Below are 12,475 nucleotides of genomic sequence, written 5' to 3'. Positions count from 1 at the left end.
GGCCCGACGGCCCGTCTCCCCCCCAAGGAGTGACGCGCTCGCGTCCCCGAGGGCGACATGCTGGACGCGACGTGAACTCCCTACTCACCCGAGGCGGACAGGTATGCGAGCCGTCGTTGTCGTAGCCGGCGAAGTGGACGAACGCGACGTCTGGCCGTATGCCGTGTGGTCCGACAGCAACGGGACGAGCACCACGTTGACGGTCCGGGTGCACGACAGCCAGGAGCTCGTCGGTGTCCTCGCGGCTCTGACCGACCTCGGGCTGGAGGTCACCTCCACGCACCTCGTCGACGAGCCGGGCGCCAAGGGCGGCACCGCATGAGCGGTCCGTCGGCGAATCTCGCTCGCAGAGAGCGATGCCCGGGTGCGGCAGTCGGACGAGTCTAGGCCTCGGCACGAGAGTTGCCACTCCATCGCGACGAGTCGCGACGACGAAAGGAACGGCCCACCATGGACTTCTGGAGCTTCTTCTGGCTTCTCGTCTGGTCCTTCTTGTTCGTGGCCTACCTGATGATGCTCTTCCACATCTTCGGGGACATCTTCCGGGACCGGGAGCTCGGCGGGTTCGCCAAGGTCGTGTGGGTCGTGGCGCTGTTCGTCTTCCCACTGCTGGCCGCGCTCGTCTACATCATCGTCCGCGGCAAGGGCATGGCTGAGCGGCAGATGGAGAGCACCAGCCGGCGGATGGCCGAGCAGGAGGACTACATCCGCAGTGTGACGGCCACATCCGACTCGACGTCCTCGACCGTGGAGCAGCTGTCCCAGGCCAAGGCACTGCTCGACAGCGGTGCGATCACCGAGGATGAGTTCGCCGCGATCAAGGCCAAGGCTCTCGCGTGACGCCGGTCCCCGCCGCCGCCCTGCGACCGAGGGGCGCGGTCGACCGACGAGTGACTCTCGTGCCGTGACGCTTCTCCTGGATCCGGGGAGTACGCCGCGGCCGTGCCCGGCGGAAGGAGTCCGACCATGTCTCGCAGGAGCACACCCACCGGGGCGGAGGGTCCCGTGGTGTGCCTCGAACCCTCAGGTCAAGAGCCATCACGACCGCGCCTTCCCTCGACGACCTCACTCCGCCTGTCACCAGACTGCGGCGGGCGCGGAAAGGGCTATTCCCGGGCGTGTGACGTCACTCGACGACCGCCAGCCCGTGGTCGGTGTTGTTCAGCCGCAGGCCCCCGTCCTGCGTCACCGTGACGATGTCCTCGATGCGCACGCCGAATCGCCCGGCGAGATAGATCCCGGGCTCGACCGAGAAGCACATTCCCGGAACGAGCGGCTGCTCCTCCCCCTCGACCATGTAGGGGGGCTCGTGGGTCGTGACCCCGATCCCGTGGCCGGTCCGGTGGATGAATGCGTCGCCGTAGCCCGCATCGGTGATGACCGCCCGGGCGGCACGGTCGACGTCCTGGCAGGTCGCGCCGGGTCGGACCGCCGCGACACCGGCATCCTGGGCACGCCGCACGATCTCGTGGACGTCGCGGATCTCCTGTGTCGGCTCGCCCACACAGACCGTCCGGGTCGTGTCGGAGCCGTAGCCGAACATCAGGCCCCCGAAGTCGAGCACGACCGCGTCGCCGGGCTGGATCACCCGCTCGCCGGCCTCGTGGTGGGGATTGGCCCCGTTGGGCCCGGACCCGACGACGGTGAAGTCGACCTGCTCGTGCCCGAAGCGATGCAGCAGCCCAGCGAGGTCGGCGGCCACGTCGGCCTCCCGCCGTCCGGCGAAACGGACCTTGACGATCTCGCCGTATGCCGCGTCGGCCGCGGCCCCTGCGGCGGTGAGCCGCGCCAGCTCGTCGGGTCCCTTCACTGCTCTCATCATCGGAAGCCCCACGGTCAGCGACTGGTACGTCGTGCCGGGCAGACCCTTCTGGAGGCCGAGGAGGTGCATGGCCCACGCAGAGTCCGAGATGCCGTAGGTGCCGTCGGGCCGTAGCCACGGGGCGACCGCCAGGTAGGGGTCGGTGCCGTCGGCCCAGTCGAGGACCTTCATGCCGCGCACCCCTACCGCTGCCACGGCATCGGGCCGTTCGAGGGCCGGCACGACCAGCGTCGGCTCCTGGTCGGGCCCGAGCACGAGCATCGTCAGCCGTTCGGTGATCGCGGTGGGCTGGTAGCCGGTGAGCCAGACGAGGTCGGGTCCGGGCGTCACGAGGACGCCCGAGAAGCCACGCTCCGAGGCGGCCTCGACCACCCGGCGCGCCCGCGCGAGGTAGTCGTCCACGGTGAACGGTGGTGGCGCCTGCACCGCTGCAGAGCTCATGGCGGTCTCCCTTCGGTCCCGTTCAGGCTAGGACCGCGGGTGCCAGGTGATGGTCATCCGATGAGGGTGACACCTCGGCGGCGGTGTTGTCCCCGCTCCACCGGGCGCCTGTCACGGGATGTTGAGGGCGGCGATCGCCGTCCTCAACGCGGCAAGGTCAGCCGGCGTGAAGCCGGAGGGGCGCATCACGGCATACCAACCGTCGACGTACTCCGTCGTGTACTTGTGGCCGTGACCGGCCGGGACCCCGGTGGAGAACGGCAGGTCGGCCGTGACCTGCCAGAACGTCACGAACGGCATCCAGAACATGCCCTGCAGCACGTCCTTCCCGGCGGTTTCCCTGATCCAGTCGGGCTCGGTGAACACCAGGTGCGGGGACCACCAGACGATGGGATCGGAGGGATGCATGAGGTAGATGACGCGGGTGCCGTCCCAGGGCTGGCCCTCGGGCGGGATCGAGGCGGCTGCGTCGCTCGCGAACCGTACGGTCCGGCCGTTCTTGTAGACCGGCTGGATCTCGGGGGTGCCGGGATCGCGGTGGTCGCTGAACTCGCGGAACAGCGTGTTGAAGTTGGGCGGCCCCGCAAAGACCGTGCCGGCGGTGCGGTTTCGCAGGTCGTACTCGCCGCTGAAAGCGGTCTCGCCGCCGAACGTGCCCAGGCTCTCGCCCGAGACGTAGAGCTTCGGACGCTGGTCCGGGGGCAGCTTCGACCACCGGTCGTAGACCGCGTCGAAGAGCGCCCGCCCGGCCTCCCGCGCCTTGGACTGGTCGACGAGGAACGAGAGCCACGACGGAAGGTACGAGTACTGGATGGCCACGCTGGCCGCGTCGCCGCCGCTCAGGTACTCGAGGGGGGCGACGAGCGCCGGGTCGACCCAGCCGCTGCCCGTCGTCGTCACGACGAGCAGGTTCGCCCGCTGGAAGCCGCCCGCCCGCTCGAGGTCGTCGACGGCGAGCGCCGCACGCTGCTCCGTGTCGTCCGCCGAGTCGAGACCCGCGTAGGCGCGGATCGGCTCCTTGGCGGGGTGGTGGACGATGACCTCGATGTCGGATGGTGTCGGACCCGTGCCCGTGAAGGTCCGTCCCTCGCGGCCGAGGGAGTCCCAGGCCACCTTCGAGCCGGGGCCGCCCGAGCGGAGGCCGGTCGTGGGCTGGACCACACCCTCCTGCGTGATCGTGTTGTTCACCGAGAAGACCTCGTCCATCGCGCTGACGAGCCCGTCGATGAGCACCCCGCTGACGACGAGGTAGACGGTCGCGGTCACCAGCACCCAGCCGGTCGCCGCGGCTGCGCGCCGGCCGACGTGGCGGGCGAGCAGGTCTGCGACCCAGTGGTAGGCGCGCCGGATGCCCCGGCTGACGGCGAGGAACAGCGCGAAGAAGAACATCGCGACGAAGGGCGACAGGACGACCAGCGCGATGCTGTACTCCGTCACCCCCATCAGCGCCCGGATCTGGTGCTGCCAGTACTGCCCGAGGGCGAAGAAAACAACAAGGAGGACGCCGGCGATGATGCGGAAGGCGCGCCAGGACGACGGTTTCGGGACTCTGGCGTCCCGGTCTGCGTAGGCGCGCCAGAGCCATGCGACGAGGACCCCCAGGCCGTAGCCGATGGCGGCAGTGATCCCGCTGACGAGTCCCTGGATGAAGCCGCCGCGCGGGAGCAGCGACGGCGTCAACGACAGGCAGGCAAACACGACGGCGCCCCAGCACCCCGGAAGGGTGACGTGCAGCAGCCGTCGGAGACGGCCGGGTCGAGTCGTCGCCGGGACCGGCGGCGCCGCTTCGGCCGCGACCTGGCGGTCGCTGGTGAGTGGAGGGTCAGACACCTCTTCAGTCATGCCCGCTCATTCCAGTCGGCGGTGAGTGCTGGGTCACCGGGATCCTCGTCCCTGACCCGTCTCACGGTGCTGCCTGGGGACTGACGCCGCATCGTCCTCAGAGGGCCAGATCAGCAGCTGGCAGCAGCCGTTCTGGCTACTGTGGGTGCGGGCGAAGGATCCTTCCGGAAGGGAGCTGCACATGGCCCGTCCCGACCTGCCACCGCAACCGGACCCGTCGCGGATGACGGACTTCGCCGGGCACCCCCTGGTCGTCGCGGTGTCGCCGGATCCCGAGCCGCTCGTGGTCCTCACCGCCCTGTCCTTGGCCCGGGCCACCAGGGCGCCGGCCCTGTACTTCGCCTTCGCCGACCCCGCCCGGTTCGTCGACGAGGAGCACCCGGACGGAACCGTGCGCCACCACCCCGTCGACCCCGACCTCGGCGATGACGACCTGTGGCCGCAACGCCAGGAGCGCATCCTCGCGTGGCTGGACGAGGAGCTGCGCGGGACCGACGTGCCGTGGCACTTCCGGTACCTGGCCGGACGCGCCGACCGGGCGCTGACGCACCTGGCCCGCGCCGTCGACGCCGCTGCCTTCGTCGTCGGCACGCAGCGGCGTCGTCACCAGCGAATGCACGACTTCGCGGCGCAGTCCCTGTCGATGCAGCTGGCCCACCGCCAGCACCGCCCCGTGATCGTCGTGCCGTTGACCGTCGTCGACTGGCACGCACCCGCGCCGTGGGAGTGACCCCGCGACCGGTGCGAGCCGGCGGATGCCTCAGCCGGCGATCAGCGCGAGGGTGAGCGCCCACGCCCCGGCGCCGGCGAGGAAGCCCGCAGTCAGGCTGACGGTCACGTTGAGCCCCGCCGCCACGGCGGAACCCTCCTGCATCAGGCGGACGGTCTCGAACCCGAACGTCGAGAAGGTCGTCAGCGCGCCGCACAACCCGGTCCCCAACAGCGCGACGAGATCCGGGGACAGGTGCCCGACCGACCCTGCAGCCAGGACCCCTCCGAGGACGGCTGAGCCGACGACGTTGACCGTCAGGGTGCCCCACGGGAAGGCGGTGTCGTGCTTCGACTGCACGAACAGGTCCGTGAGGTAGCGCAGGGGCGCGCCGACCGCGCCGCCGATGATCACGAAGAGCAACGTCACGCCGTCTCCCTGCCACGCGGTCGCGTCAGGAGGCGTCCGAAAGCTGCGCCGAGCCGTACCGCGATCAGGCCGCCGACCAGGGTCACCAGAACGTAGGCGGCGAGGGCTCCCAGCGCGCCGGCCGCGGCGAGGGCGCGGGCGTCGAGCATGTACGTCGAGAAGGTCGTGTACCCGCCGAGGACACCGACGCCCAGCAGCGGGCGCACGTACCGGTTCGTGCGCCAGACCTCGTTGACGAAGACCATCAACACGCCGAGCAGAAAGGCTCCGGTCAGGTTCGCGGTGACGGTCGACCACGGGATGCGGTCCGGCGCATGCGGGAGGAGCAGGGCCACGGCATACCGGGCCGTACTGCCGACCGCGCCTCCGAGCGCGATCACCGCGAGGACGTCTCCGCGTCCCCGGAAGAGACGCGGCTCCCTGGGCCGGTCTGCGGGCATGGTTCTCCTACCTGTCTCAGGTAGGGACTGTTGGCGACGGGATGTCGCGGTTGTCGGCGAGCCCCACCCCCATCGACGGCCACGATACCGACTCGAGAAACGCAGGCGACATCGTGACACGCTCAGCGCCATCGCGTCGGGCCCGGACCGAGCCGTCGAGGCAGCGCACCTGCCGAGCCGGACTGACGCATGTTCCTGGTCAGTGCGCGCCCTCGAAGTCCACGACGACCTTGATGTCATCGGGGTGTCGCTCGAGAGCGGTGGCAATGTTCTGTGGCGGCACCCGACGGGTGATGAGGCGCGCCAACCAGTCGCGATCGGCCGCCGCGAGCGCTTCGGCCGCGCGATAGAAGTGCCGCCGGTTGGCGTTCACCGAACCGAGGATGACGTTGTTCTGGAGGACGATCTCGCGCGCCACGTCTGCCGGGGGCAGGTCCCCCGTCCGTCCGCCGCTGCCCACGCCGGTGAGGCAGACCACGCCTCCTGCCCCGACCTTGCGAATCGCGTCGACGATCACCGGGCCCACACCCGTGCACTCGATGACGACGTCGGGGGCGAAGTCGAGCTCGGCCACCGGCCCCGCGTGGTAGGTCGCGCCGAGGTCTGCGACCAGGTCGGGCTTGGGGCCCTCCGTGACCCGGTCCAGCACGTGGACCTCGAGGCCGTGCTGCACGCCGATGAGCGCTGCGAGTGCGCCGATCGGGCCGGCGCCCGTGACGAGCACCGTCCGCGGCTCCCAGAAGGCCCGAGCCCTCATCGCACCGACCATCTCCCAGGCCTTCGTCACGACCGTCGTCGGTTCGAGCAGGACCCCCAGGATGCCGAGGGACGGGTCGAGCTTGGTGAAGAAGCCGGGCTCGATGCGCCAACGCTCCGACATGAACCCGTCGATCTGCTTGATGCCGTGCTCGGTGTACTGCCCGTTGTGGCACATGTCCCACTCGCCGACCGCGCAGTTGCCGCACGGGACGGGGTCCGGGCGCCGGACGATCCCGACGACGAGGTCGCCGACCTGCAGACCGGTCGCCGGCCCAGGGTCGATGACGCGGCCCAGGGACTCGTGGCCGAGCACGAGACGGTCGCGGCCCGGCGGAGCCCAGCCGTAGGCCCCGGACGCGATCTCGACGTCGGTCCCGCAGATCCCCACGCCCACCGCCTCGACGAGCACCGAGCCGGCACTCTCGTCCGGTTCGGGCACCTCCTCGAACCGGACCGATCCGGCGACCAACGGTTGAACGGTCACTGCCTTCATCGGATGCTCCCCTCGCGGGCGTTCACGGTCGGCGTCAGACGTGTTCGAGAGCGCCCGGGCGCTCGGCGAGCTGGTCCTCGACGTGCGTCACCATCGGCATACCGCCCTGGCCGACGACCAGCGGGGTCCGGTGGTGACCGTGGTAGGTCATCATCCCGCCCGAGAGGAAGGCGGCGTCGTCGAAGCCGTGCTGCCGCAGCACGCAGTAGGCGAGGTAGCTGCGGAAGCCGGACCGGCAGTACGTCCACACCGGCTTGTCCTTGGGCAGCTCGCCCAGGCGCTCCCTCACCTCCGTGTAGGGGATGAGGACCGCGCCGGGGATGTGCCAGGTGTCGTACTCGGCGGCGGTGCGGGTGTCGAGGATCGTGACCCGGTCGGCGCAGGCCGGGAAGTCCTCCGGATACCAGAGGGCGATGTCTCCTCGCAGCAGGTTGGCCCCGAGGAAGCCCACCATGTTGAGGGGGTCCTTTGCCGCGCCGTAGGGCGGGGCGTAGGCGAGCTCGAGGTGCTCGAGGTCGAAGATGGTCAGGTGCGCGCGGACCGCGACGGCGAGCACGTCGATGCGCTTGTCCACCCCGTCCCAGCCGAGGACCTGGCCGCCGAGCAGTCGCCCGTCACCGGGGTCGAAGAGCACCTTGATGAACAAGGGTGCCGTTCCCGGGTAGTAGGCGGCGTGACCGTTCTGGTGGGTGTGCACCTTGCGGTAGTCCATCCCGGCGGCCTGCAACTGGGTCTCCGTCAAACCGGTCCCCCCGGCGGTCATGTCAAACACCTTGACGACCGCCGTTCCCTGCGTGCCGCGGTAGGCGCTCTCGTGGCCGGCGATCGTGTCGGCCGCGATGCGCCCCTGCCGGTTCGCCGGGCCGGCGAGCATCGAGAGCGTCGGTTCGCCCGTCAGGAAGTTGGGCGTCTCGACGGCGTCGCCGGCAGCGAGGATGTCGGGGACAGAGGTGCGCATCCGGGCATCGACGACGATGCCGCCACGGGGGCCGATCTCCAGCCCCGCGGCCCGCGCGAGGTCGACCTGGGGTCGGGCGCCGACGGCCATGACGACGACGTCGCCCTCGACCGAGGTGCCGTCCGACAGGTCGAGCGCGAACCTGGCTCCCTGACCGGGACGAACGGCCGTGGCGGAGGTCGCGAGCCGCAGGTCCACGTCGTGGGTGTCGACGTGGTAGTCGAGGATCCGGGTCATCTCCGGGTCGAGCCAGGGCATGAGCTGTCCGGTGCGCTCGATCACCGTCGTCTTGAGGCCGCGCGAGCGGAAGGCCTCGGTCAGCTCCAGGCCGATGTAGCTGCCACCGACCACGACAGCGCTGGTCGCGCCGCTGTCGAGGCGCGCGATGATCCGATCCATGTCGGCGATGTCGCGCAGGACGTCGACGCCGAGGTCGTCACCGCCGGGGATCGGCGGCCTGACCGGCTCGGCCCCGGTGCACAGCACGAGAGTGTCGAAGGCCTCCCGGTAGGTCCGGTCCTCGTCGAGGTCCCGCACCTCCACCTGCTTGGCGTCACGGTCGATGGCGATGACCTCGTGACCGGTGCGGACGTCAAGGGCCAGGCTCCGCGCCAGGCTCTCAGGGGTCTGGAGCAGCAGGCTCTCGCGCTCGGGGATCTCCCCGCCGATGTGATACGGCAGACCGCAGTTGGCGAAGGAGACGTAGTAGCCCTTCTCGAGGATGACGATCTCCGCGGAGTCGTCGAGACGCCTGAGACGGGCACCTGTCGAGGCACCTGCTGCCACCCCGCCCACGATCACTGTCTTCATCTCGTCCTCCTCGTGCCGCACGTCTTCGATCCCTGGCTCACTCACGAGCCTCGCTCGCCGGACGAGGGCTGGCATCACCCGCGCCGGATGACGCGCCGGGATGCGTGGGTCGATACCAAGGAAGGGAGCGCCTCCGCGCCGGACGGCGCCCATCGGCCCGCTCCGGGCCCGGGCAACGAGAAGGGACGACGCGACATGGACGACTACCCACTCATCGCAGACCATGGGCTGATCGGTGACCTCCAGACCGCAGCACTCGTGACGACGGAGGGGTCGATCGACTGGTTCTGCGCTCCTCGTTTCGACTCGCCGAGCATCTTCGGGGCGCTGCTGGACCACGGACGCGGCGGACACTTCCGGCTGCGGCCCACCGCCGAGGTCTTCACGAGCAAGCAGCTGTACTTCCCCGACACGGCCATCCTCGTGACCCGCTTCCTCACGGAGGCCGGCGTCGGCGAGGTCGTCGACTTCATGCCGACCAGCAACAGCACGATCGCCGCCGACACGCACCGCATCGCACGGATGGTCCGTTGCGTGCGCGGCGAGATGACGTTCGCCCTGCACGTGGCACCACGCTTCGACTACGGGCGCGAGCCGCACGAGACACACCTCTCGGACAGCGGTGCCGTGTTCGCCGGCCCGCGCACCTCGATGACGATCCACCTGGTGCGCGAGCCGGAGGACGAGCGCCTCGCGCACACCCATGTCGACGACCGCGGCGACGTCCGTGCCGAGGTCACCCTGCGGGCCGGCATGATGCGCGGCCTGCTCCTGGAGACCGGGACGGCCGGCCCGGCTCGCGAGATCAGAGTTGCCGAGATCCAGCGGATGTTCGACGACACGGTCGCCTTCTGGAAGGGATGGCTGGCGCAGTCCACCTATACGGGGCGCTGGCGCGAGACCTTGCACCGCTCGGCTATCACGCTCAAGCTCATGACGTATGCGCCGAGTGGGGGTCTCGTGGCCGCACCCACGGCAGCGTTGCCGGAGCAGGTCGGCGGGGAGCGGAACTGGGACTACCGGTACACGTGGGTGCGGGACGCCTCCTTCTCGGTCTACGCCCTGCTCGGAATGGGCTTCCGGGAGGAGGCGGCCGCCTTCTCCGGCTGGCTCGCCGACCGCGTGCGGGAGAGGTCCGGCGCGGGAGGCACGCCGCTCGACATCATGTACCGGGTGGACGGCTCGAGCGACCTCACGGAGGAGGTCCTCGAGCACTGGGAGGGCTACCGCGGCTCGAAACCGGTGCGCATCGGCAACGGCGCGGCCGGCCAGCTGCAGCTCGACATCTACGGCGAGGCGGTCGACAGCCTCTACTTCGGCGACCAGCACGGACTGCCCGGCAGCCACGCCGGATGGCTCAAGCTGTCCGAGATGCTCGACTGGCTCTGCGCCAACTGGGACCAGCCCGAGGAGGGGATCTGGGAGACCCGGGGCGGGAGGCAGGACTTCACGTACGGCCGGCTCATGAGCTGGGTGGCCCTGGACCGCGGGATCCGGCTGGCTGTGAAGCACGGGCGGCCTGCCCCCGTGGACCGGTGGCGCGAGGAGCGCGACGGGATCTACGGCCAGATCATGACCCGGGGCTGGAGCACCGACCGGAAGGCCTTCGTGCAGCACTACCAGACGGACGTCCTCGACTCCTCCCTGCTGCGGATGTCGTCGGTCGGCTTCATCAGCCCGACCGACCCGAGGTGGACCTCGACCCTCGAGGCGATGGACGCCGAGCTCGTGACGGACAGCCTGGTCTACCGCTACGACCCCGCCGCCTCGCCGGACGGGCTCCGCGGCTCGGAGGGCACGTTCTCGCTCTGCACCTTCCTCTACGTCGACTCGCTCGCCCGGGCCGGCGAGCTCGACAAGGCGCGCATCACGTTCGAGAAGATGTTGACGTATGCCAACCACGTCGGCCTCTACTCCGAGGAGATCGCGCTCACCGGTGAGCAGATCGGCAACTTCCCGCAGGCGTTCACGCACCTCGCGCTCATCGACGCGGCCATCACCCTCGACCGGCAGCTCGACGCGGCGCAGGCACCGTCCCGACGCTGAGTGACGCGCCCAGCGGGGTCCGAGCCCGTATGCCGTTCGCTGCCCTCATGCCGCTCCGGCCGGGGGCCGATCGCCGGGCTCAGAGCGCGCCGTGTGCCTCGGCGGTGGGCAGCCCGGCCTGCTTCCACGCGTTCATACCGCCTACGAGGTTGACGACGTCGGTGAATCCGAGGTCCATGAGGGTCGCTGCGGCCAAGGTGGCGCGCGTGCCGCTGTGGCACACCACGATGACCCTCCGGTCCGGCTCGAGGGCCGGGTTGTGGGCCGGGGAGGCCGGGTCGGCCTGGAACCAGAGGATGCCGCGCGGCACCTGCACCGCGCCCTCGATGTGCTCCTCCCACTCGATGGGCTCGCGGACGTCGAGCACGACGGCGTCACCGCTCGTGATCTCTTCCCGAGCGTCCTCCGGGGTGACCGTGGCGACCCGCGCCATGGCACGTCCCACCATCTGTGCTGCTGTTGTCGTGGTCATGTCTTCCTCCTCGTCGGCGTCGGGCTCAGCCGAGCCGGGTGCCCTCGACGTCGAGCCCTCCCCCGGCCGGGAGCTTGCTCCAGCTCCGCCGCTCCCACTCCTCGGCGAGGACCTCTTCGGCCGCCTTCTCGAGGAACTCGGGGCGGGCCCACTCGTCCACGTCGAAGTCGTTGTGGATGTAGCCGTGGCTGACCATGAAGTCCTTGCCGATCCCGACGCACTCCAGGTTCTGAGCGCTGAGGCTCGGCACCAGGTCGACGGACTTGATGCCCTGGTAGGTGTCCTCGGCGTCGCGGTAGAAGGTCTGCCGGTTGAGGATGTGGGCCGCCGCACGCTTGTTGTCGTTGGCCCAGCGGCCGACCTTGACCATCGCCTTCATGTAGGCGATGACGAGCTCGGGGTGCTCGTCAGCCATGACCTCGGTGCACGTGATGACAGCGGGAGTGTTGGCGACCTGGATCGTCCAGTCGGGCTTCGTCGACAGGTCCTCGATCATCTTGATCCGGCCGGTGGCCTCCTGCAGGTGCTGGAAGACCTTGCTCTGGGTGTAGATGGCGTCGACCGTGCCGTTCAGCAGGGCCGTCTCGAGCGGACGGAAGGCCAGGTCGTGCTTGTGGTCGCGGCGCATCCACAGCTCGGACGGGTTGTTCATCGGCGGGACGAGCATCTCGGGCTTGTCGTACCAGTCGTCCGGGTAGGGGAACTCGACCAGTTCGATGTCGTCCATCGTCATGTCGTGCAACCTGAGCATGGTCTCGATGCCCATGTGCTCCTGGATGCGCCACCAGTCGTTCTTGATGGTGTTGAGGCTCTTGCTGATGCCGATCTTCTTGCCCTTGAGATCCTCCATCCGGAAGAGCGGGTCGCGGGCCCGGACGGCCATGCAGCCGCCCTCTGAGACCCATGTCGCACCGAGCAGGACGGTGCGGCGGAGGTCGGCGTGGACGTGGATGGGCGGGTACAGGCCGCCGAACCGGATCAGGTTGTCGAGGTTGTGGATGTAGTGCGGGTACCAGTTGTTCTCGGGTGCGTGGCGGAAGTAGGCGTACTCCACGCCGATCTTCTTGTACTCCTCACGGCACCACCCCAGCTCCTGGTCGATGTTGTTGGCGGAGACCATCGGGCAGTTCGTGAACCAGACCTCCCTCCAGTCGAGGGGGACGGTGGTCGCTCGGCGTTCCGGCGCCGCGGTGCTGGTCATGACACGTTCCTTCCGGGGGCTCGACCCGGCCGGGGTGGTCGGATGGCCCACGA

Annotated in this window: 12 protein-coding genes; 4 read left to right on the top strand and 8 right to left on the bottom strand. The window is 69.7% G+C overall.

From position 1 onward, the window contains the following. Window positions 1-103 precede the first annotated feature (103 nt). The gene (locus AC1DIW_RS10970; protein ID WP_442280727.1) at window positions 104-322 is read left to right on the top strand and encodes a hypothetical protein; all 219 of its coding nucleotides are present in this window, start codon (window positions 104-106) and stop codon (window positions 320-322) included. A gap of 128 nt (window positions 323-450) precedes the next feature. Further along, window positions 451-840: an SHOCT domain-containing protein gene (locus AC1DIW_RS10965; protein WP_442280726.1), complete on the top strand. Its 390-nt coding sequence runs from the start codon at window positions 451-453 to the stop codon at window positions 838-840. Window positions 841-1,126: 286 nt separating this feature from the next. Here the strand turns inward: AC1DIW_RS10965 and AC1DIW_RS10960 are convergent, their stop codons facing one another. Together AC1DIW_RS10960 and AC1DIW_RS10955 are read right to left on the bottom strand one after the other, a co-directional pair. Further along, the gene (locus AC1DIW_RS10960; RefSeq protein WP_478108130.1) at window positions 1,127-2,263 is read right to left on the bottom strand and encodes a M24 family metallopeptidase; all 1,137 of its coding nucleotides are present in this window, start codon (window positions 2,261-2,263) and stop codon (window positions 1,127-1,129) included. A 111-nt stretch (window positions 2,264-2,374) separates the two neighbouring features. Next, window positions 2,375-4,105, bottom strand: coding sequence for an alpha/beta hydrolase (locus AC1DIW_RS10955; RefSeq protein WP_478108128.1), 1,731 nt, complete (start codon window positions 4,103-4,105; stop codon window positions 2,375-2,377). Window positions 4,106-4,286: 181 nt separating this feature from the next. Between AC1DIW_RS10955 and AC1DIW_RS10950 the strand changes: the two genes are divergently transcribed. After that, complete coding sequence (locus tag AC1DIW_RS10950) at window positions 4,287-4,835, top strand: universal stress protein (protein WP_478108127.1); 549 nt, start codon at window positions 4,287-4,289, stop codon at window positions 4,833-4,835. Window positions 4,836-4,865: 30 nt separating this feature from the next. On the opposite strand, the gene crcB (AC1DIW_RS10945) is transcribed toward AC1DIW_RS10950, so the two are convergent. From crcB (AC1DIW_RS10945) to AC1DIW_RS10930, 4 genes are all read right to left on the bottom strand, one after another. Further along, on the bottom strand, window positions 4,866-5,243 hold the full coding sequence (crcB, locus tag AC1DIW_RS10945) for a fluoride efflux transporter CrcB (RefSeq protein ID WP_478108125.1): 378 nt from the start codon (window positions 5,241-5,243) through the stop codon (window positions 4,866-4,868). Beyond that, window positions 5,240-5,683: a fluoride efflux transporter CrcB gene (gene crcB, locus AC1DIW_RS10940; RefSeq protein ID WP_478108124.1), complete on the bottom strand. Its 444-nt coding sequence runs from the start codon at window positions 5,681-5,683 to the stop codon at window positions 5,240-5,242. The genes crcB (AC1DIW_RS10945) and crcB (AC1DIW_RS10940) overlap by 4 nt, the downstream gene beginning before the upstream one ends. A 199-nt stretch (window positions 5,684-5,882) precedes the next feature. Further along, window positions 5,883-6,935, bottom strand: a complete 1,053-nt coding sequence (locus AC1DIW_RS10935) for a glucose 1-dehydrogenase (protein ID WP_478108122.1) — start codon at window positions 6,933-6,935, stop codon at window positions 5,883-5,885. Window positions 6,936-6,969: 34 nt separating this feature from the next. Beyond that, window positions 6,970-8,703, bottom strand: coding sequence for an FAD-dependent oxidoreductase (locus tag AC1DIW_RS10930; protein ID WP_478108121.1), 1,734 nt, complete (start codon window positions 8,701-8,703; stop codon window positions 6,970-6,972). A 195-nt stretch (window positions 8,704-8,898) separates the two neighbouring features. On the opposite strand from AC1DIW_RS10930, the gene AC1DIW_RS10925 reads away from it, so the two are divergent. Beyond that, on the top strand, window positions 8,899-10,749 hold the full coding sequence (locus AC1DIW_RS10925) for a glycoside hydrolase family 15 protein (RefSeq protein WP_478108119.1): 1,851 nt from the start codon (window positions 8,899-8,901) through the stop codon (window positions 10,747-10,749). 79 nt (window positions 10,750-10,828) lie between these two features. On the opposite strand, the gene AC1DIW_RS10920 is transcribed toward AC1DIW_RS10925, so the two are convergent. Further along, a complete protein-coding gene (locus AC1DIW_RS10920) occupies window positions 10,829-11,221 on the bottom strand; it encodes a rhodanese-like domain-containing protein (protein WP_478108118.1) in 393 nt (130 codons plus the stop codon). A gap of 25 nt (window positions 11,222-11,246) precedes the next feature. After that, the gene (locus AC1DIW_RS10915; RefSeq protein WP_478108117.1) at window positions 11,247-12,422 is read right to left on the bottom strand and encodes an ABC transporter substrate-binding protein; all 1,176 of its coding nucleotides are present in this window, start codon (window positions 12,420-12,422) and stop codon (window positions 11,247-11,249) included. Window positions 12,423-12,475: the final 53 nt, after the last annotated feature.

The organism is Terrabacter sp. 01T434 (assembly GCF_056398545.1).
This window is presented reverse-complemented; position numbering and strand designations above follow the sequence as displayed.